The 20,675-nt window shown below is 40.3% G+C and carries 18 protein-coding genes; 12 read left to right on the forward strand and 6 right to left on the reverse strand.

Features of this window, described 5'->3' with window-relative positions; all coding sequences use genetic code 11:
• The first annotated feature begins 37 nt into the window (after window positions 1-37).
• Entirely contained in the window at window positions 38-292 is a 255-nt protein-coding gene (locus tag CCY97_RS05530) for a thioredoxin family protein (RefSeq protein WP_258457047.1), read from the forward strand.
• Window positions 293-487: 195 nt separating this feature from the next.
• Here the strand turns inward: CCY97_RS05530 and CCY97_RS05535 are convergent, their stop codons facing one another.
• Together CCY97_RS05535 and bcp are read right to left on the reverse strand one after the other, a co-directional pair.
• Window positions 488-1,393, reverse strand: coding sequence for a tetraacyldisaccharide 4'-kinase (locus CCY97_RS05535; RefSeq protein ID WP_112064493.1), 906 nt, complete (start codon window positions 1,391-1,393; stop codon window positions 488-490).
• 7 nt (window positions 1,394-1,400) lie between these two features.
• A complete protein-coding gene (bcp, locus tag CCY97_RS05540; protein WP_112064494.1) occupies window positions 1,401-1,904 on the reverse strand; it encodes a thioredoxin-dependent thiol peroxidase in 504 nt (167 codons plus the stop codon).
• Between the two features lie 79 nt (window positions 1,905-1,983).
• Between bcp and CCY97_RS05545 the strand changes: the two genes are divergently transcribed.
• The gene (locus tag CCY97_RS05545; protein WP_146744510.1) at window positions 1,984-2,742 is read left to right on the forward strand and encodes a hypothetical protein; all 759 of its coding nucleotides are present in this window, start codon (window positions 1,984-1,986) and stop codon (window positions 2,740-2,742) included.
• On the opposite strand, the gene CCY97_RS05550 is transcribed toward CCY97_RS05545, so the two are convergent.
• Genes CCY97_RS05550 through topA form a run of 4 tightly spaced genes read right to left on the reverse strand, consistent with a single transcriptional unit; the run spans window position 2,739 to window position 7,542 of the window.
• Entirely contained in the window at window positions 2,739-3,212 is a 474-nt protein-coding gene (locus CCY97_RS05550; RefSeq protein ID WP_112064496.1) for a hypothetical protein, read from the reverse strand. The genes CCY97_RS05545 and CCY97_RS05550 overlap by 4 nt on opposite strands.
• Before the next feature lie 18 nt (window positions 3,213-3,230).
• On the reverse strand, window positions 3,231-4,241 hold the full coding sequence (locus tag CCY97_RS05555) for an ABC transporter permease (RefSeq protein WP_112064497.1): 1,011 nt from the start codon (window positions 4,239-4,241) through the stop codon (window positions 3,231-3,233).
• On the reverse strand, window positions 4,241-5,287 hold the full coding sequence (gene yejB, locus CCY97_RS05560) for a microcin C ABC transporter permease YejB (protein WP_112064498.1): 1,047 nt from the start codon (window positions 5,285-5,287) through the stop codon (window positions 4,241-4,243). Before yejB ends, CCY97_RS05555 begins: the two co-directional genes overlap by 1 nt.
• Window positions 5,288-5,292: 5 nt before the next feature.
• Window positions 5,293-7,542, reverse strand: a complete 2,250-nt coding sequence (gene topA / locus CCY97_RS05565) for a type I DNA topoisomerase (protein ID WP_112064499.1) — start codon at window positions 7,540-7,542, stop codon at window positions 5,293-5,295.
• Between the two features lie 262 nt (window positions 7,543-7,804).
• On the opposite strand from topA, the gene CCY97_RS05570 reads away from it, so the two are divergent.
• From CCY97_RS05570 to CCY97_RS05615, 10 genes are all read left to right on the forward strand, one after another.
• On the forward strand, window positions 7,805-9,349 hold the full coding sequence (locus tag CCY97_RS05570; protein ID WP_112064500.1) for a flagellin B: 1,545 nt from the start codon (window positions 7,805-7,807) through the stop codon (window positions 9,347-9,349).
• 9 nt (window positions 9,350-9,358) lie between these two features.
• Window positions 9,359-11,302 carry a motility associated factor glycosyltransferase family protein gene (locus tag CCY97_RS05575; RefSeq protein WP_112064501.1) on the forward strand — a complete coding sequence of 648 codons (1,944 nt, stop codon included), beginning with the start codon at window positions 9,359-9,361 and terminating at the stop codon, window positions 11,300-11,302.
• A gap of 79 nt (window positions 11,303-11,381) precedes the next feature.
• Window positions 11,382-12,416 (forward strand): hypothetical protein, encoded by a 1,035-nt coding sequence (locus tag CCY97_RS05580; protein ID WP_112064502.1) that lies wholly within the window; start codon window positions 11,382-11,384, stop codon window positions 12,414-12,416.
• Entirely contained in the window at window positions 12,413-12,982 is a 570-nt protein-coding gene (locus tag CCY97_RS05585; protein WP_112064503.1) for a hypothetical protein, read from the forward strand. The genes CCY97_RS05580 and CCY97_RS05585 overlap by 4 nt, the downstream gene beginning before the upstream one ends.
• Complete coding sequence (locus CCY97_RS05590) at window positions 12,982-13,563, forward strand: hypothetical protein (RefSeq protein ID WP_112064504.1); 582 nt, start codon at window positions 12,982-12,984, stop codon at window positions 13,561-13,563. Before CCY97_RS05585 ends, CCY97_RS05590 begins: the two co-directional genes overlap by 1 nt.
• Before the next feature lie 51 nt (window positions 13,564-13,614).
• Window positions 13,615-14,646, forward strand: a complete 1,032-nt coding sequence (locus CCY97_RS05595; protein ID WP_181562839.1) for an efflux RND transporter periplasmic adaptor subunit — start codon at window positions 13,615-13,617, stop codon at window positions 14,644-14,646.
• Window positions 14,643-17,795, forward strand: coding sequence for an efflux RND transporter permease subunit (locus CCY97_RS05600; RefSeq protein ID WP_112064506.1), 3,153 nt, complete (start codon window positions 14,643-14,645; stop codon window positions 17,793-17,795). Before CCY97_RS05595 ends, CCY97_RS05600 begins: the two co-directional genes overlap by 4 nt.
• A gap of 3 nt (window positions 17,796-17,798) precedes the next feature.
• On the forward strand, window positions 17,799-19,052 hold the full coding sequence (locus CCY97_RS05605; RefSeq protein ID WP_112064507.1) for a TolC family protein: 1,254 nt from the start codon (window positions 17,799-17,801) through the stop codon (window positions 19,050-19,052).
• A 93-nt stretch (window positions 19,053-19,145) separates the two neighbouring features.
• Window positions 19,146-19,622, forward strand: coding sequence for a type II 3-dehydroquinate dehydratase (aroQ, locus tag CCY97_RS05610; RefSeq protein ID WP_112064508.1), 477 nt, complete (start codon window positions 19,146-19,148; stop codon window positions 19,620-19,622).
• Window positions 19,623-20,675, forward strand: coding sequence for a M24 family metallopeptidase (locus CCY97_RS05615; protein WP_112064509.1), 1,053 nt, complete (start codon window positions 19,623-19,625; stop codon window positions 20,673-20,675).

Below are 20,675 nucleotides of genomic sequence, written 5' to 3' on the forward strand. Positions count from 1 at the left end.
CAAAAAATATGAGGAAGTTAGCAAACAAGAATCTTGTATGATCGTTGTTGGTGCGTCTTGGTGTCCGGATTGTCGTAGGATTGATCCTATCTTATCTGAGCTTGGAAGGGAATTTGAGGGTCGGGCTCATATCTATAAAGTCTCTGCAGACTCTGAGATTAGAGAATCTTTAGGCATTCGGGCTATTCCTACGTTGATTGCTTATAAGAATGGAAAAGAAGTTGGCGAGCGCTTGGTAGAACCAGATGCAAAGCTTCCTATACAAAATCTCTTGCAGCAGACTTTAGACTAAGCTAAGAATCTCTCATTCTTAACACTTGGTACTTTCTTGATCCAAACTTATCTTTGACAAATTAATAAAACCTTTTAGAGCAGGCTTTGGCGAAATCTGTGTGCTAGTTGGATTTATCGCTCTTTTTGGAATCATAATGCTTAGATGTGGTGGATTGCTTCTCTTGGTGGAGTATGTTTGGCTGAGTATATTTGACTAAGTATGTTTGGCTATATAAGAATCTATACGCTCTAGTACTTCATCTTTTATCTTCAGTCTTAATCGCAATACACTTAGTTTAAAACCTAGGCCTTGGAGCTTGACTTCATCTTTTGGGGTTACAAGAAGGCTTGTGGCTTGGGTACGTCTTATCTCTTGAGCTAAAAACTCTTTGTCAAAGTCTGCATGGTCTCTTAGCAATATCTTGCCTACTATAGATTCTGGAAGGAAGTCATCAAGTCTTGCAGGGTTGGCTATGGCTGTCAGAAGCAGCATAGCAGAAGTGGGGTTTTCTACAAATACTTCGCGCACATATTCTTGCTGCTCTTGTATGAGCAAATCTGCACTCTTGTATAAATAGGGCATCTCACGGTACATACCGCTGGGCAGGGTGAAGGGAAAATATGGCTCAAGCTTGGGTTTGAGAATGAGATTGAGCTTCTGAAAGTTAAAGCGGAATCCATCGTCTAAGAAAATGCAGCTTGCGCCTAGACTGATGGCTTTATGCACGGCTTCTAGGCGGTTTTTGGACACTATCACGCTTGCGTTTGGCAGACTTTTAGCAATCAAATAGGCTTCATCGCCAGCTTCTTGCTGTAAGCATAGAATCTCTCCGTGTAAGCTCACTACAACGAGTCCTTTGCTCTTGCGCTTGTAGCCTCTTGAGATGATGAAAGCCTTCTGGTATCTGCTTGCGACTTCGATGATAAAGGGCGTCTTGCCTGTGCCGCCAAGTATGAGGTTACCAACGCTTATGATAGGTATGCTAAATATGTGGTGAGGCGATAGCTTCCTGCGCAGTGTAGCACTTAAGGCATAGAGTACAGAGAGTGGCAAAAGCAGTATGCTTAAAAGCTTTTGCCAAAAAGATGGGTTGTAGAAATAAGAATCTATAAAGCGCATTGTCTCTCTAAACTTTGGATTTGGCTTGGGCTTGGGCTTGGCTTGTTTTTGCCCGTAAGTCTTGTAGCACCTTTTGGGCGTGGTCTTTGGCTTTGACGTTGTAGTAAGTCTTGGCTATCTTGGCATTTGCATCGATGAGAAAGCTTGAGCGTTTGATTCCCATTACTTCTTTGCCATACAGAAGCTTCTTGCCATATGCGCCATAGCTTGTGGCGATTTTCTTATCAGGGTCGCTTAGCAGAGTGATTGAAAGATCTTGCTTGCAGATAAAGCTTTTGTGGCTTTTGGGAGTATCGGGGCTGATACCTAAGATGACACAGCCTAGAGCTTCAAAGTCCTCTTTGAGTAAGCTGAAGTCTTTGGCTTGGATTGTGCAGCCTGGCGTATTGTCTTTAGGGTAGAAGTACAAAAGAATGGTTTTTCCTAAAAAATCATTGAGGCTTATTTCTATCCCATCGCAGTTTGGCGCAGAAAAGTTTGGCGCAATATCGCCTATTTGTAGCTCGTGCATATTCTCTCCTTATGTTTATTCTTTTCTTGTTTATTCTTTTCTCTTAGGGGGGGGGTTAAGAATTAAGCAAAATTATACAGTGTATAATTCTGTCCCCTGCTTAGTTTATAAGATGATGATGGTTTGTATGCGCCTAAAATTCTGCTTGTTACTTCTTGCGTGTTTTGTAGATTTGAGCTTGTATGCAGATACTCTAAACTCCAACCTTCCACTTGAAAAAATCGCTCCAGAGTTTTTACAAGAAAGATTTATCGATAAACGCTCATACACACAAATGGAATTACAAAATCCTAGTACCCATGAAGTAGCAGAACATAAAGAATCCAGATTTGGCATAACAACTAGAGGCAGTGTTAATAGCGGGTATTCTGAACTTGAACTCAACCAAAATAGTTTCCAAGAAAATGAGATCGAAGCGGCACTTTGGCGTGCTGGGGTGGGATACAATGTGTATTATGAATTCCGGCCTTTTACGCATACGACTATCAATCTCTTTTTTGGCACAAGTATTGAGATCACGCAATATCGTACAGGCGGAAAAAAGAAGCCATACAATGATGGAATCTACCATGCAGAAAATGCATATGATTGGGGGGACTGGCTTTTTTATGGAAATAGGGTGAATAATATCGGGGTGGCAATCACGCTCTATAAGCAGCACAAGATATATCTGATATTAAGACAGGCGTTTTTGGATAATTTTGATTTCTCATACCTTGGCTTGTCTTTGGGTAGTAATTTCTTGACAAACTCGCGCATTATGCAAGAGGGAATTGGCGCTGGGATTGCTGCGTTTAATAACACACAAATCCTTCTGAACTACACACTTGATTTTTAGGTGATGTATTTTTCCTGAAAACTCAAGATTCTCCGGCCTCTGGGATCTAGCATGTATTCTTTGTCGTATTTTTCTTGTAGGAGGGATTGGAATACTTTGAGTAAATGCAAAAATTGCGGTGCGCTATACATATCGATAATCACACCATAAAGCTGCATATCTTGCATGAGTATATCAACCACTCTGGCTCTGTCTTGCAAATAAAGTTTTTCGTCTTGCCGGAATTCTTGCATGCGTAAAAGGATTCTGTCCATTATTCTTGGGATGCTGTAGGTACTTGGCTTCAAAAACTCCTCTAGCACTTTCTTGCAGTGTGCAAACAGAAAATCTTGGTGTAATTTATCAGCATAGATAATGCAAGGCAAAATGGCTATAAGCCTGTCAATATTTGCACCAAGAGATCGTGTCTCCCATCTGATGAGAAATCTTTCTAAAAAGCTGAAGTTTGCAGACAAAAGTGCTGTATTCATCGCATCAACCCCTGATAGCTAGATTTTGTGTCTTGGATCAAGAACATCTCTTATCCCCTCCCCTATGAAAACTAAGACTGAAAGCAATACAGAAAGCACTACAAATGCGGTGATTCCAAGATGTGGGGAGGTGAGGTTGTTCTTACCTTGTAAAAGCAGCTCGCCTAAACTCGCGCTTGTGCTATCCATGCCAAAACCCAGAAAATCAAGACTGCCAAGCATGACAATCCCACCCGCCATAATAAATGGAATGTAGGTAATCGTAGCAACCATAGCATTTGGCAAGATATGTTTATAGATAATGCGCCAAGAGCTAAGAGCAAACACCTTGGCGGCCTTTATATACTCCAGATTGCGTGCTTTTAAAAACTCTGCTCGCACCACACTTGCAAGACTGATCCACGAAAAAGCAAGGACGATTAAGAGAATCCACCAAAAACTAGGATTTAGGGTATTTGAGACAATGATGATGACAAAAAGGATAGGAATAGAATTCCACACTTCTATAACCCTCTGCCCTAAGAGGTCGATATTGCCAGCATAATAGCCCTGCAATGCTCCTATCAAGACGCCAACAATCACGCTAAAAAATGTGATAGCTATCCCAAAAGCGATAGATATGCGCATGCCATGAAGCACTCTAGCACTTACATCGCGTCCCTTATCATCAGTGCCAAGCCAATGCTTAGAATCTGGGGATGTCGGGAAGGGCTCACTCAAATCAAACACAATAGTGTCATAGCTATAAGGAATGAGCGCGCTTACTACCACACAGTCTTTTAAAAGCACATCTTTGACATAGGGATCAAGATAGTTTGTAAAACTTTCAAAATCCCCGCCAAACTCGCGTTCTGGATAATCAAAAAGTAGAGGAAAATAGCTCTTGTGCGCACAAGAAACAAACAGGGGCTTGTCATTAGCCAAAAATGGCGCAAGCAAGCTCAAGATACAAAACAAGCCAAAGATAATAAGTGATACAAAGGCTCTTTTGTTGGCCTTGAATTTGTGCCATTTATTCGCCGGATTCATCACTGCTTCTCAAAATCAATTCTTGGGTCTATAAGCACATAGAATACATCGCTGATTATTCCCACTACAAGCCCAAGGAATGTGAAAATATAGAGGGTTGCAAAGATTATGGGATAGTCGCGATTTAGCACACTCTCATAACCTAAAAGCCCAAGTCCATCGAGGCTAAAGATAATCTCAATAAGCAAGCTACCGCTAAAAAACATTCCTACAAATACCATCGGGAATCCACTCACAATCAAAAGCATGGCATTCCTGAAAATATGCTTGTATAAAATCCTATCTTCGCTTGCACCTTTTGCGCGAGCGGTTTGGACATAGGTTTTATTGATTTCTTCTAAAAAGCAGTTTTTTGAAAGCATACTAAGAGTGGCAAACCCCCCTAACGACAAGCAGGTAACAGGCAAGCACAAATGCCAAAGATAATCTTTGCTCTTTTCTAAAAAATCCATTTGTGCGAAGTTTTCGCTCACCAAGCCACGCAATGGAAAAATATCAAGATAACTCCCCCCAGCAAAAAGCACGATAAACAGAATCGCAAAGACAAAAGCGGGGATAGCATAGACTAAGACGATGAGAAAACTTGTGGCAATATCAAAAGTACTGCCGTATTTCTTGGCTTTGTAGATGCCTAAGGGAATGCTTACCAGATAGATAATAAGCGTACTAAAAACGCCCAAACTTACACTTACAGGAAGTTTCTCAAAGATGATATTTACCACGCTCTCTTGCCTATAAAAACTCTCTCCAAACTCAAAGCACAAATAATTTTTGACCATACTCAAAAACCGATCGCCTAGGGGCTTATCAAATCCATAGAGTTGCTCTATCTTTGCTATGAGTTCTGAATCTAGGCCAATGGATCCTTTGTAAAAGCTTTTTTGGGCAATGCTGGATTCTGTAGGTTTGTCGAGATTTTCAAGTTTGGCTATTGTGCGCTCTATAGGTCCGCCGGGGGAGAGTTGTATAAGCAAAAAATTGAGTACCAAAATAAGAAAGAGTGTGGGTACAAGCAAGGCTAGACGTTTGCAGATATAGACAAACACGTATTTTATTCTTTGTGGGCTGGGATTTTATTTTTGCATTTGAGACATTCATAGATTTCTTGGGTGCGATATTCTCGCTCACACATCACACCGCCGCATTTCTCACATCTTTCTTCGATTAATGGGTATTTTGAGATAAAGGTGCATTTGGGGTAGTTTGCACAGCCATAGAATGCACCGCGCTTGGAAAAGCGCTTGAGTACATCGCCACCACATTCTGGACAGGGGATTGCTAGTTTTTGAATCTCTTTTGTTTTGAGTGGTTTTGTATTTTTGCATTCTGGATAGCCACTGCAAGCTACAAACTCGCCAAATTTGGCGAATTTTTTCACCATGTCTTTTCCGCATTTCTCGCAAATCTCGCCTGTAGGCTCAGATTTCTGATTGGTAGGCTTGACATATTTGCACTTAGGATAGCCACTGCAAGCTACAAACTCGCCAAATTTGCCATGACGCAAGACAAGATCTCTATTACACTTAGGACATAGCTCGCCTGTTGGAAGTGCGACTTGCTTCTGCGAGATGATGTTTTGCTTGCCTTCCTCGATCTTTTTCATAAATGGCTCATAAAACTCCCATAAGACATTGTTCCAATCACTTTTTTCTTGCGCTATGGAATCGAGTTTATCCTCTAGTGAAGCAGAGAATGAGGCTTCTACGATTTCATGGAATGAAGTTTCAAGCATTGTGATGACCTTGAAGGCACTTTCTTGAGGAATGAGGGATTTTTTCTCACTTATAAGATAGCTGCGATTAAGCAGTAGTGCTATTGTGGGCGCATAGGTGCTTGGCCTACCTATACCAAGAGATTCGAGATGTTTGATCAGGCTTGCTTCAGAATAACGAGCTGGCGGCTCTGTATGCTTCTTAGCACTATTGATTGTGGCTACTTGCACCTGCTCCTTGACCTCAAACTTTGGCAAAAGCTCATCTTTATCCTCTACTCCTAAGATTTTATAGAATCCATCAAAGACAAGACATCTGCCATTTGCCTTAAAAGCTGAGCTTTGGGAGTCTTTGGAATCTGATTCAAAAATAATATTTTGGAGTTCAAACTCCGCATCAGTGCTTTGTGATGCAAGAAATCTATTATAAATGAGTGTGTAGAGCTTGATCTCCTCTGGTTTGAGATAGGACTTAGCAATTTGTGGAGTAAAAGAGAGATTTGTAGGACGGATAGCCTCGTGTGCTTCTTGTGCGCCTTTGGACTTACTTGCATAGGTCTTTGGCTTTGCTGGGACATAAGCTTTGCCATATGTGGATTCTAAAAGTTCGCGTGCTGCAAAGCTTGCTTCTTTGGCAATATTGAGGCTGTCAGTTCTCATATAGGTGATTACACCCATGATTCCATCATGCGTCTGCACTCCTTCGTATAACTTCTGTGCAATACTCATAGTCCTTGTAGGCGTGAATCCTAACTGGCTGGAGGCGGCTTGCTGGAGTGTGGAGGTCATAAATGGCGGAGGAGTTGGTGTTTTTTTGGTCTTTGTGTTGATTTCTTTGACAAAATAACTTTGGCTTGCTAGCTCTTTGGTCATCTGCTTGACGAGATTCTCATCTTGGAGCGAGAGTTTCTCTAAAGGCTTACCTTGATAGCTTACAAGCTCAGCTTCTATGTTCTCGTGGCTCTCGTGGCTCTCGTGGCTCTCGTGGGATTTGCCCTCAAAAGTCGCATTGATAAGAAAGTAGGTTATGCTCTTAAAAGCTTGGATTTCTCTTTCTCTATCGATGATTAGCTTTAAAGCAGCACTTTGCACACGCCCTGCACTTAAGCCACGTGCTATTTTTGAAGATATAAGATTGCTTAGCTTAAAGCCTACGATTCTATCAAGCAGCCTCCTTGCTTGCTGTGCATTGACTTTATTCATATCAATAATTCGTGGATTTTTGAGGGCATTTTCTATGGCATTTTTTGTGATCTCATGGAAGACGATGCGTGGGAATCTGTCATAAGGGAGATCGAGAGTTTGGGTGATGTGGTAGCCTATGGCCTCACCTTCTCTGTCCTCATCGGTGGCGATATAAGTGGTTTTGGCTTTTTTGGCGAGCTTTTTTATCTCTGAGACGATTTGTTTATGGTCTTTATCAATCGTATAGGTTGGTTTGAATTGCTGGTCTTGTATGGTAATACCAAGGGTGTATTTGGGTAAATCGCGGATATGCCCTTTTGAAGCGATGACTTCATAATCTTTACCAAGAAAATTTTTAATAGTGCGCGCTTTGGCCGGGGATTCTACAATGATAAGGTTTTTCATGGGGTTTCACTCTAAGACTAGGATTTGCTTTGTGGCTTCATTCTAGCACAGAAAATAACGACTTTCAACGACTCCAAAGCTCTAACTAAAGCGCATAAACTTGCATAGGACAATCTTAATCTGTGGTGTTTCTTCGAAATTGTCTCTGCTCTAGTCCTTAACTTATTGGCATTATCTTTGTGGCATTATCCTGCACTTTTTTTGTGGAATGTCTTTTGCTTTAAAAGCCCCAAAGCAACAAAAACTTGGCAAAGGATATTTCATGAGCTTTAGGATTAATACCAATATCTCTGCACTCAACGCCCATTCAATCGGTGTGATGAATAACAGAGGCTTGCATAATTCGCTAGAAAAATTAAGCTCCGGCTTGCGCTTGAATAAGGCGGCTGATGACGCTTCGGGCATGGCAATAGCTGATGGCCTACGCTCTCAAAGTGAAGGTTTAGGGCAGGCTATACGCAATGCAAATGATGCCATCGGTATGATTCAAGTGGCTGATAAGGCCATGGATGAGCAGCTCAGAATCATTGACACCATCAAGACAAAAGCTATCCAAGCCGCACAAGATGGACAAACTTCAGAATCTCGCAAAGCACTCCAAAGCGATATTTTACGTCTCTTAGAAGAGCTAGATAACATTGCTAATACCACAAGTTTTAACGGACAGCAAATGCTCTCTGGCGCTTTCGCAAATAAAGAATTCCAAATTGGCGCATACTCCAACACGACTATCAAAGCCTCGGTAGGTCCTACAAGCTCTGATAAGATAGGTCATATCCGAATGGAAAGTGCGTCATTTTCTGCTAGCGGAATGCTTGCCTCTGGTGCAGCAAGCAACCTCACAGAAGTTATGTTCCATGTCAAAGAAGTTGATGGCAAAAATAGCTTCACTCTTGAAACGGTCAAGATTTCAAATTCTGCTGGGACTGGTATTGGAGTGCTTTCAGAAGTTATCAACAAATATTCAGACAAACTGGGAGTACGCGCTAGCTGGAGTGTCGTTGGTACAGGGAGCTTGCCTGTGCAGTCTGGAACGGTTCATGGATTGGTCATTAATGGCGTAACGATTGGGACTATTAATGATGTGCGTAAAAATGATGCGGATGGCAGGCTTATTAATGCTATCAACTCGGTGAAAGAAAGAACGGGAGCTGAGGCTTATATTGATATCACAGGTAGAGTAAATCTGCGTAGTACCGACGGTAGAGCTATCTCATTGCAGACATACAGCTCAAGTGGGGCAGTTTTTGGCGGTGGGAACTTCGCTGGGATTAGCGGTAGCACACACGCTATCATAGGCCGTCTCACCCTTGTAAGAACTGATGCGCGCGATATTATCATTAGCGGGACAAACTTTAGCCATGTGGGATTCCATACCGCACAAGGTATAGCAGAATATACCGTGAATCTACGCTCTGTGCGTGGAGAGATGGATGCTAACATTGCATCAGCTGCTGGTGCAAACGCCAATGTGGCTCAGGCTGAACTTAATGCAGGTGGGATAGGCACAGGTGTTACAAGCCTAAGAGGTGCAATGGTGGTTATGGACATGGCAGAGTCTGCAAGAATCCAGCTTGATAAACTCCGAGCAGATATGGGGTCGGTGCAGATTCAGCTTATAGCTACTATCAATAATATCTCTGTAACCCAGGTCAATGTCAAAAGCGCGGAATCACAAATTCGCGATGTGGATTTTGCTATGGAATCTTCGACCTTCTCTAAACATAGCATTCTTGCACAAAGCGGAAGTTTTGCGATGGCACAAGCTAATGCAGTCCAGCAGAATGTCTTACGCTTGCTCCAATAAGCTCTATAAATGCAAGATTTTTTTGAATCCAATCTCTGTGCTCTAAAAATTATTGACAAAACCCTAGCACAACGACTAGAAAGCGTTGTGCCAAATGCTAAATACGAAGTATTTCTCACAAATGATGCACTCAATTTTAATATCATTTCCAGAGTAGATTCTTGCCCTATATTCCCGGATTCTCCAATCCAATATACAAACCAAAAAATTCTAGACTTTATGGCTTTTGCGCAATATCCATATTTGTATTTTTTTGGGCTTGGTAATGGGGTATTCCATAAAGTACTTTTGCAAAATGAGAATCTCAAGTGCGCAGTAATCATTGAGCCTGAAATTGAGATTCTCTTTATCGTGCTGCATTTTCTTGATTTCTCACAAGAGATTTTGCAAAGGCGCGTGGTGTTTTTGGATAAGGATAGCAATGCACAAGATGTGTTTGGTATTTTTATCAACGATAAGCATAAAAAAATATATGCCAAACTCTATGATTTGCATATATTCAATGGATTTTATGAGCGGTTCAAAGATATTTGTATGGAGTTTAATAGGTATTTTATCAATGCAATAGAGCATGTGGTAATAACCGTGGGCAATGACAGTAAAGATTCTGTAATAGGAATAACCCACCACATACAGACACTGCCACAAATGCTACGCTCACCAACATTAGCAAGCCTTATCCAAGAGCTACGAGTAAAGCGCTCCGAGCATTTTGAGAGTGCGCTTGGTGCAAAAGGTTCAAGTGCAGTGATTGTCTCTACTGGTCCAAGCTTAAGCAAGCAGCTTAGTCTGCTTAAGAAATACCAAGACTTCGTTACGATTTTTTGCATCGACGCATCGCTGCCTATCTTAGCGCGAGAGGGTATAAAGCCTGATGTGGTCTTTAGCCTAGAGCGCGTGGATTTGACTGCGAGATTCTATGAAGATACGCCAAAGTCCGCACACAAAGATGTGATTTTTGCCATCACTTCAATCACACACGAACGTCTAAGGAATGCACTTGATGGCGATATAGTGCAATACAACATGCGCCCATTTGGCTACACCTATTACTTTGGTTTTGATGAGTATGGATATATTGGCGTTGGCATGAGTGCAGCAAATATGGCATATGAAATGGTCGTGTATGCGAGATTTAAACGCTGCATAATCATCGGGCAGGATCTGAGCTTTGCAAAAGATGGCAGCTCACATGCAAAGGATTCTGTCTATGGCGCCAACGAAATAGATCCAAAAAAAAGAAAAGACAAAGTGCAGCTTGAAGCCTATGGTGGCAAGGGGATGGTTGAGAGCACTTCGATATGGAAGTTGTTTTTGGAGTTTTACCAAACAGATATTGCCCAAACGCCCTATCCTATAGAAGTGATTAATGCCACCGAGGGTGGTGTAAGAATTCTTGGTACAAAAGAGATGGGTTTCAAAGAGGCATTGCAAGGACTAGAAAAAGGCGGGAAAAAAGAGCCTCTTATCTTGCATGCCCCAAGCCCTAGCGTCATAGAATCCAACATTGCTAAGGCAAAGAAGAAAATAGAAAAATTTATCGATTTTGGTATGAGCAAGAAGTCAAAAGTTGAGGAAGTGTTTTTGGAGGTGGCTTCGCTCACAGAAGAGCTAGAAGAAGTCAATAAAAAGGGCTTATTAGAAGAATTTGATTTCAGCAAAATCACTTGTGCATTAGAACACATCCAAGAAATCAAGGATTTTTTCAATGACGAACAATTCACTATGTGCTTTAATGACGCAATCCAAAGCTATATCGTGCATCAAGAAATGGAAATTGCAAAAATTATCACTCGCATAAGCACTGATGATATTGCGCTCAAAGCCAAGCAGATTGATTTGCTCTATGCGCATAAATATTGGCTTTTTAGTCTTGCTGGTGGGATTGATTGTGTATTAGAAGTAGTCAAAAAGGCATTTGAGAATTGGAACTTGGACAAAGCAGGTACATAAGCCTAATGAGGCTCTGCCTTAAAAAAGTATTTTTAGATACAATCTACCCCAATCATAAAGCTCGCTCAAGGATACAAAGTTGCTAGGTTTCTCGCGTTTGCTACGACCCTTTTTTTCTACTGCTTTTATAGGCATAGATGTCGATGGTCGTAATTGCAGTGTCTATGTGCTTGTGCATAAAAATGGAAAAATCAAAGAGGAATTTTGCAAAGAATTTAAATGTGTCAATAATGAATTGCCCATAGAAGCGGCAAAATTGATTCGGACTTACAGAAACAAATATCCCTTTACTTATCTGGGCGCACTTTCTAAGACTTACAACCAAGGCTTGGTAAGCACAAAAAACCCTAAGCAGATAGCAAAGTTTGGAATCAGTGTCAATGACAATAAGTTCATAAAGCTTGATAATTGGAGCTGCTATATCCAAAAACGCGCTATTGATGAGAATCGCGTGCGTTATCTTAAGGCACTTGGGCTTGATTATTTGTTTTCGCCTTTTTTGCTTATCTATTCTCTTGTCTCTGCAAACTTGCGCAAGCGCAATTGCCTTTATGTATTACAGCAGCAAAACACTGTAAGCTTGTTTATCGCAGACAAAAATAATGTACTTTTTGGAGGCTATTTCTTCTTAAGTAGTGATTTGGATATAGATAACGAAACACAAGATGATTTGCAAGAAATACATTCAGTTTTTGATATGGCAAATATCGAAGACATCATTGGCTTACCTAGCCAAGAGTTTGAGGAAATCGGTGAATTGGAGGACATTGACAAAGATGTGCTAGCAGAGGAATTGCTTCCCCAAGAATTCCAAGAGCAAAAAGAACAAGAAGCCAAACAATCGCATTTACAAGAGTTAAAAGACCTAGCACGTGCAAATAATACGAGTGATATCATCATAAATTGCATAAATGAGTTTTACTCAAATGAAATTTATAAAAGCGATTTTTTGGAGAAAGTGATTCTCTTAGACTGCTATGGAATCTCACAGCCGGCACTCCAACATCTCAGATCTAGCTTGCTTTTGGATATCGAAATAAAGCCAATAGAACTCTCAAAAACTATCGTAAAACTTATGCGTAGAGAAAACAAAATGGGGATGAGAGCCAAATGAATCTTACATACAGCTTTATCCGACCAAAAGCAAAATCCATCTTCAAAACACTCACAAAAATATGGATGCTCTGTATTGGACTGAGTGTCTTGTGTATGGCTGGATTTTACAGCCTGCTTCATGTCCAGATCCTCCATAAGCAAAACGAACTTACACTTTTAGAACAGGATACGGCAAAGCTCCAATTAAACATCATCGCAACAAAGGATTATTTGAATCGCTTGAACTTTGAGCAAAGCAAAATAGCACGGATTATAGAATCTCCACAGATAGATTCTACACATTCCACCAACAAGCGCTATCGCGATGGTTTTTCGCAACTGCTTGGTTTAATCCCAGCGCAAATCACGCTCTCACATCTCATCATACAGGACAACTATTTAGAACTGCATGGAATCACACCTTCCAAAGAAGTGTATATCTTCTTATTGCAAACTCCACTCAAAGCAAGTTTTGATGAAAGCAAGGTAGAGTTTTTCCCGCTATCAAATGGTTGGTTTCACTTTATTTCTGTCAATAGAAAAACCAACCCCTATCTCATACCAAAAGACAAGGACAAAGATTAATGAGTGATTACAAAACAGAATACATAACAAAGAATGCGACTTTTTTTGTTGTGTTTATCACTATAGTAGCCACAACAATCACCCAGCTTCTCTTACCCCAAATACATGCTTACAAACTGCAGCTAAGCAAAAACAAACACTCCCAATTGATTTTTAACCAAACTGCAGCAGACCTCACAAAACTCTCCAGCCAAACCAACAGCTATATAGCCCAAAACAAATTCATCTTTGACAAACTCTATTACAACAAACCATTACAACAAACCCAAGAGGAACTCCAAAGGTATTTAGAGCAATATTTTCTCAATATGAAAATCACTCTAGAAACAAGCGTATCCCATGATGAATTACTTTACACAAACTTCCGTATCACAGGCCTTATCAGTAGTAATACAAAACTACAAGAAATGATGGAAAATCTCAACCAACTCCCCTTTGTGGTAAAGCTTGAAGTGCCTTTGAGTATCGAACATGAGAAACCAAAATCAGATCTGAAAGCTTCTGTAGTCCTGCAGCTCATACAAAGTTCTTACAAGCCACATTCACTCGTCGTAGAGCAAAATCTGCATTACAAACCTTAAAACTTTGGGATTCTCAACGATTTAAGATTCAATCTGCTTGAAGGAATATATGTGCGTTTGGTCTATGCAATCATTTGTATTGGTGTATTTGCATTTTGCGCAGAAGTGAGTATCGTCTCTAAACCAATCACAAAAGGCTCTTTAGAATCCCAAACTTCTTATCTTGGAGTACTCCACTTTAGCAATACTTCTAAGGTCGCTTCACAGACACGTGGGGTAGTTGAAAAAATCAATTTTAAAATAGGCGACAGTGTGAGAAAAAATGCAAATCTCGCACAAATCAATGGAGATTTATTACAAAAAGAAATCCAAAGCAAGCAAGCCAAACTCAACCAGGCAAGATATATCTATGAGCGACAGCAAAAAGAATTGCAACGTTATGAAAATCTTTTGCAATCAGATTCTGTCTCGCTCACCCAGTTTGAAAACATACAATATGAGCAAAAATCTCAGGAAAGCAACATCACAGCACTGACTGTGGAGCTAGAATCTGCAAAGGTGGAGTTGAGCAAGAAACTTATAAAGGCACCAATTAGTGGAATCATTGTTGATAAAAAAATCAATATTGGTGAGTGGATTGAAGTGGGCGATGCGATTTGTGAGATTCTAGACACCACAAAAGCAGAAGTTATAGTAGATGTGCCTTCTTCAATACTAGAGTATTTAAAAAACAAACAAGAAGTAAGCATTAGCATCAACAAAAAGAATTACAAAGGCAGAATATATGCGATTATTCCGCGCGCAGATTTGCATACAAGAACGCTTCCTGTAAGAATAAGCGTAGAGAATGATGGAAGCTTTGTAGATGGAATCCCTGCAAATGTCTTGCTTCCAAATGGTGGAAAAATACAAGGCAATATGGTGCCACGAGATTCTATTGTGAATTATTTAGGCATACCTAGCATTTTTGTTGTGCGTGATTCTAAGGCAGTAGCACTCAATGTCGAGATACTCAGCATACAAGGAGAAAATGCCATTGTCCGCGCAAATATAAAGTCTAATGATATGGTCGTCTATCGCGGACAAGATAGACTAAAAAATGGTGTAGCGGTAAAAGAATCTGCTCTCTTAAATCTTCGATGAAAAAGCTTCTGTATTTTTTTCTTAGAAATCCTATGGTGGTTTTTGTAGGGGTAGTTTTTGTATTGCTTTTTGGAATCTTGGGGTTAAAAAATATGCCCTACCAGCTTATGCCTCAAGTTACCCGTCCAGTAATTAGCATTTACACTACTTGGAGTGGTGCTACACCCTATGAGATAGAAAAAGAAATCATCAACAGACAAGAGAGAGCGCTTAAGGGTATTGAAGGATTACAAAGTATTGTCTCAACTGCAAGGCTCAATCGCGGAATAATCGGACTGGAATTCAGCCAAGAAGTGGATGCGAATTTTGCTCTTTTGAAAGTAAGTGCGAAACTTGATGAGGTCAAAGGCTATCCAAATGATGTGCAAAAGCCAGTGATTGTACTAAGCGGAGAGAATATTCCCCCAGCAATCTATCTTTTCTTACGCACATTAGATTCCAATCCTCAGAGTGTGGATACCTATAAAACATTTTTTGAAGACTATATCTTAGGGAGATTAGAGCGTATAAATGGTGTGGGGGAAGTAGCCTATACAGGCGGTAGAGCAAGCCAAATGGAGATTATGCTTGATTCTAAAGCACTTGCGTACCATAGTATAAGCATCAACGAAGTGATAAATGCTATCACACAGCATAATCGCAATACAACTGCTGGAAGCTTAGATTATGGACTGCGCAACTACAGAATCAAAGTGGAATCTGAATACAGCCATAAAGATTCTATCCTGCATACTCCTATCAAACAATCCGGCAACAAAATTGTCTATCTCCAAGATATTGCCATAGTGCAGGAAGGATTTGCAAAGCCCACAAGCTATAGCTATATTAACAATACTCGTGCGCTAGGGGTTAGAATCATTCCCTCACACAATGCCAATATCTTAGATCTTACGCAAAAGACGCGAGAAGTAGTAAATCTACTCAATGACACCATCCTTAAAGAGCATGGTTTAGAATTTGTATGGAGCAGAGACCAAGAAGGCTATATCTTAGATTCTATTGCTCTTGTTACAAACAATATACTGCTTGGGATTGTTCTGGCCTGCATTGTGCTGTATTTATTTTTGCGCAATGTTTATAGCATGCTTGTAGTGCTTTTATGCGTGCCAATTTGTGTCATCGGATCATTTTTCTTTTTAGATTCCCTCTCTCGCACTCTCAATGTCATAACGCTTGCCGGAGTTAGCTTTACTATGAGCATGCTTATTGATAATGCCATTGTGGTGGTAGAAAATATCAATCGCCATCTGAAGTTGCAAAAAAATACATTCAAAGCTTGTATAGATGGAACTATGGAAGTTATGGGAGCTATTTTTGCCTCTGTGATTACTACCATTGCGGTTTTTATTCCAATTATGAATATGGGCGAATTGGGGCAGCTTTTTTATGATCTTGCTTTAAGCGTGTGCTTTGGTCTTGTGCTTTCGTTTTTTGTCTCTGTTTTTGTAATACCTAGTGCGCAATTTGTCTTGATGAACAGATTTTCCCACTCCAAAAATCCTTCCACACTCTCTCTTGCTTTAGTGTCCTTTGGAGAAAACCTCAACCAAAAATTTATCACTCTGCTCTCTTACATCCTATCGCGCGCAAGATATTGCATTGGTTTTATTGTTGGATTTTTACTTATATGCATCCTTTTGAGTTTTACGCTTATGCCAAAGCTTGATTATCTCCCACGCGGCAATGAAAATCTCCTCATTGCTCATATTAGCACTGCGCCAGGCATCTCATATGAGCAGCGCAAAGCCATAGGTGAAAGTATCTTTGAGCAAAACAAACACTTACTCCAATCTCTAGGTTATGAGCAAAAAACCCAAAAAGATTTGCCGCCAATACAATCACTTTTTTTTACCAGTAGCGAATCTTACATGCAGCTAGGAGTGACTTCAAGCAATCCACAAGAGATAAAAAGGCTCATCCCACAAATCAAACAAAGCATTGAAAATATCCCAGATGTACGTGCCTCTGTCGTGCAACAAGGTATATTTGATAAGGGTTCAAGCACACAAAGTATCTATCTTTATGTTGTTGGTGAAAATTTGGATTCTCTGAGCGCAAGCGCGCAATTACTCGAAAAAACCATCAAAGAAAAAATGCCCTTTATGCAAATTCGCGCATTACCAAGTCTTGAGAATAACAGCCGTGAGATACTGCTGCATCCTAATTATGTAGCGCTCTCACTCAATAATATCAATGTGAGGGATTTTGGGGAAATCATAGATGTTGTCCTTGATGGCAAGGAGATTGATGAGTTTAAAACACCAAGTGGCAAGACCATTGCCCTTGTACTCAAAGCACTTCCGGACTTAAACGAGCAAAATATACAACGTGCACAATCAAACTTCCAAGCACCAGAAGACTTTGCCTACACGCAAATTTATACGCCAAGTGGAAAATTAGTACCACTTTTATCACTGACAGAAATCACACAACAATTCTCAATGGCACAAATCAGACACTTTGAGCGAGAGCGGACTATCTTGCTTGTATTAAATGCCCCCCCAACTCTACCATTGCAAGAGGTACTAGATACCTTGCGTAAGGATGTTATAGCAGACTTACAAGCTAATGGGGATTTGCATAATAATCGTTTGGTCTTTGGCGGTGCTGCAAAGCAAATAGATTCAAATCGCTCAGAGTTGTATTTGGGATTTCTGCTAGCAGTCTTTATCACCTATCTCATTCTTTGTGCATTGTATGGCAACTTTAGCTACCCATTTATTATTATCTTTAGCGTCCCGTTTGCTATAGCAGGAGGACTTTTAGGGCTGAGTCTCTTAAATGTTTTCTCACCACAAAACCTTGATATGCTCAGTTTGTTAGGATTTATTATCTTAGTAGGAAGCGTTGTGAATAATGCTATTTTGATTGTCTATCAGACAAAATACAACCTAACTTATGGACTAAATGATTTAGATTCGATACTACAAGCGACAAAGAGCCGCATGCGCCCTATATGTATGAGTATCCTTACAAGTGTCTTTGGTCTGCTCCCGCTTGTGATTACAGGGGGTGAAGGAAGCGAGATTTATCGTGGGCTTGGAGCAGTGCTTGTAGGGGGATTGCTCTTTTCTGGGATTCTTAGTCTGTTTGTGATTCCGTGTGCTCTTTTGGTGTATGCAAGAATCAAAGCATTACGAAAAGGGTAGGCTATGAGAAGTATTCTGCTCTTTTTTATTGCTGATATTTTGCTTGCATTCAATTTGGATGAAGCGATCGCACTCGCATTGCAAAATAGCCAAAAAATCAGAGAACAAGAGCTCCGCACACAAATCGCCCAAAATAATATCCGTGCGCAATACGGGAAGTTTGCACCAAAGCTAGAGTTTCGCTACTCAAGCACCCAAAATAATCGTGTCAATGCCAATACTTATATACTCAACCTCAGCGATATTCACGCAAGCTACAACCTTTTCCATGGATTCAAAGATTTCTACACTCTAAAAAGCTACCAAGCATTAAAACAAGCACAAGATCACATGCAAGAGGCGGTTACACAAGATATTATCCTGCTTACCAAAAAGCTTTATATACAAATCCTAGAAGCACGTAATAACTTGGCAATCGCAACAGAATCTGTCCGTCTTTTGAGATCCCAGCAAAAACAAGCCCAAGAATTCTATTCCCAAGGTCTCAAATCAAAAAGCGATCTCTTGAGTGTAGAAGTCATGCTTGCTAATGCCAAAGTCAATCAGAGTAATAATAAAAATGCCTTGCAGCATGTATTGCTCTCACTCCAAAAGCTCTTAAACACACAAATTGACATAAACACGCTAGAAGGCTTAACAACACGCAACCTTAGCCAACTAAACTTTGAGAGAGACAAATTAGAGCAAGCCATGCTCAAATCCCGCTCAGAATACCTGTATATGCAGTCTGTGCTGGATTCTCTACGATACGAGAAAAGAAGCTACCAGAGCGCGTATTTACCGAGTGTTGATGCAAGTATCTCAAGGCTATGGTATAGCAATGATGTAAGCACACTCAATCGACTTGGGACAAATCTACAATCCCAAGCAAGAATAAATTTCACTTGGAATATTTTCAATGGCTTGAATGATAAATATCTTCTAGAATCCAAAGAGCTTGATATTCTTATCACACAAGCGCGCTTGCTTGATTTAAAATACGAACTCAATCTCGCGCTAGATATTGCCATCAGTGATTTGCAAACCGCTAAAGAACAATACAACACTTCGCAAAAAGCCGTGTTATTAGCCGAGGAAAGCTACAAAATAGTACAAAACCGCTACAAACAAAACATAGAAACTTCAAGAGAGGTATTAAATTCTGAGATAGCACTCTCGCAGGCAAGATTGCATTTCAATCAATCCCAACATCGTATCAATCTTGCTTTGGCTAATTTAGAGCGCATCATACAAAGCTCACTCAATGAGATTCAGTAAATAAGCCTATACAAGGAAAACTCTAACGCTAAAAACAACTTAAGAGAAGTTGTCTTATAATGCGCTGGCCAAATTACTTCAAGGAGTAGATGAATGAAAATTCTTGTCATACAAGGACCAAATCTTAATGTTTTAGGACACAGAGAGCCACATATCTATGGCAATGTGACATTAGAGCAAATCCATGAGAATCTCAAATCCCAAGCCCAGCAAAACAATATGGAAATCGAATTTTTTCAAACCAATTTTGAAGGTGAGATTATCGATAAACTACAAGAGTGTATCGGTGGGGAGTATGCGGGTGTGCTTATCAATCCAGCGGCTTATTCGCATACTTCTGTAGCGATAGCAGATGCTATTGCTAGCTGTGGTGTTCCTGTAGTTGAGGTGCATATCAGCAATATCCATGCCAGAGAGGATTTTAGGACTAAGAGCATTACAGGAAGAGTATGTGCCGGTGTGATAGCAGGCTTTGGAGCATTTGGCTACCATTTGGGACTAATAGCACTCTTTCAGATTCTTAATGAACTCGCACTTCTCAAACAACAAGAAGAACAAAACAAGCAGTAGATGCCAGAACAAAATTACTTTGTCCTAAACCAAAGCGCGCAGTATTATGAAACAGGATTTTCCTGTGATAATGCACTTGTGCTTTGTACGCAAGATGGCAAGATATTTTTTACAGATATGCGCTATGTTCTGGAAGCAAAACAGAATGTCAAAAAAGGTGTCGAGGTAAGAGAATCAAAGGATTTGTATGCTGATTTGGGCAAGGTAGTAAAGCAGCTCAAGATAAGCAGGTTTTGCTTTGATCCAAAGGAATTAAGTCTTAGCGATTATAACCTGCTTCTCAAATCCTTGGAATCCACAAAAACCAAGCTTATCCAAAAGCCAAATTTTCATCAGAAATTGCGTATCATCAAGACTGACAAACAGATCGCACTTATTCAAAAATCCCAACAACTCAATAAGAAGGCTTTCAAAGCATTTGCACACTTTATAAGAAAACAACTCACAAAAACAAAAAGACTTTCAGAATCCAAGCTCCATTTTTATGCGAGTGAATTCTTGAGTGACTTTGGAGATTATGAGCTAAGCTTCAATCCAATAGTGGGCATAAATGCTACAGGTGCTAAACCGCATGCTCTGCCTAGCGCAGATATTTTTTTGCAAAAAAACGATCTCTTGCTCTTTGATGCGGGCATAAAATTTCGACGTTATTGCTCAGATAGAACGCGTACAGCCCAAGTAGATGAAAATATGAGCTTCTCTAAAAAACAGAGATTCAAAAACCCAAAACAGCAAAAAATCTATGACATTGTGCGTAAAGCCCAAGAGAAAGCAATCACTCAAGCTCGCTCTGGTATGAAAGCATCCCAGATTGACTCGCTGGCACGAGAAGTCATAGAATCTAGTGGCTATGGCAAGTACTTCGTACATTCCACAGGACATGGTATAGGGCTTGATATACACGAGCTGCCAGTAATTTCTGCAAGAAGCGATGAGATCATAGAAGATGGCATGGTGTTTTCAATCGAGCCGGGCATTTATCTTGGTGGTAAGTTTGGAGTGCGTATAGAAGATCTTGTCGTTATGCGTGATGGAAAAGCCCAGATAATCTAG

This window comes from Helicobacter sp. 10-6591, assembly GCF_003288805.1.
Lineage (GTDB): Bacteria > Campylobacterota > Campylobacteria > Campylobacterales > Helicobacteraceae > Helicobacter_F.

What these genes read in the sequence shown, in the direction of transcription:
- CCY97_RS05605 (WP_112064507.1), top strand. Translation starts at nt 17,799, where the DNA reads ATGAGAAGTATTCTGCTCTTTTTTATTGCTGATATTTTGCTTGCATTC.
- topA (WP_112064499.1), bottom strand. Translation starts at nt 7,542, where the DNA reads ATGAAAAACCTTATCATTGTAGAATCCCCGGCCAAAGCGCGCACTATT.
- CCY97_RS05615 (WP_112064509.1), top strand. Translation starts at nt 19,623, where the DNA reads ATGCCAGAACAAAATTACTTTGTCCTAAACCAAAGCGCGCAGTATTAT.
- CCY97_RS05550 (WP_112064496.1), bottom strand. Translation starts at nt 3,212, where the DNA reads ATGAATACAGCACTTTTGTCTGCAAACTTCAGCTTTTTAGAAAGATTT.
- CCY97_RS05585 (WP_112064503.1), top strand. Translation starts at nt 12,413, where the DNA reads ATGAATCTTACATACAGCTTTATCCGACCAAAAGCAAAATCCATCTTC.
- bcp (WP_112064494.1), bottom strand. Translation starts at nt 1,904, where the DNA reads ATGCACGAGCTACAAATAGGCGATATTGCGCCAAACTTTTCTGCGCCA.
- CCY97_RS05530 (WP_258457047.1), top strand. Translation starts at nt 38, where the DNA reads ATGATCGTTGTTGGTGCGTCTTGGTGTCCGGATTGTCGTAGGATTGAT.
- CCY97_RS05600 (WP_112064506.1), top strand. Translation starts at nt 14,643, where the DNA reads ATGAAAAAGCTTCTGTATTTTTTTCTTAGAAATCCTATGGTGGTTTTT.
- CCY97_RS05590 (WP_112064504.1), top strand. Translation starts at nt 12,982, where the DNA reads ATGAGTGATTACAAAACAGAATACATAACAAAGAATGCGACTTTTTTT.
- CCY97_RS05555 (WP_112064497.1), bottom strand. Translation starts at nt 4,241, where the DNA reads ATGAATCCGGCGAATAAATGGCACAAATTCAAGGCCAACAAAAGAGCC.
- CCY97_RS05535 (WP_112064493.1), bottom strand. Translation starts at nt 1,393, where the DNA reads ATGCGCTTTATAGATTCTTATTTCTACAACCCATCTTTTTGGCAAAAG.
- CCY97_RS05570 (WP_112064500.1), top strand. Translation starts at nt 7,805, where the DNA reads ATGAGCTTTAGGATTAATACCAATATCTCTGCACTCAACGCCCATTCA.
- aroQ (WP_112064508.1), top strand. Translation starts at nt 19,146, where the DNA reads ATGAAAATTCTTGTCATACAAGGACCAAATCTTAATGTTTTAGGACAC.
- CCY97_RS05575 (WP_112064501.1), top strand. Translation starts at nt 9,359, where the DNA reads ATGCAAGATTTTTTTGAATCCAATCTCTGTGCTCTAAAAATTATTGAC.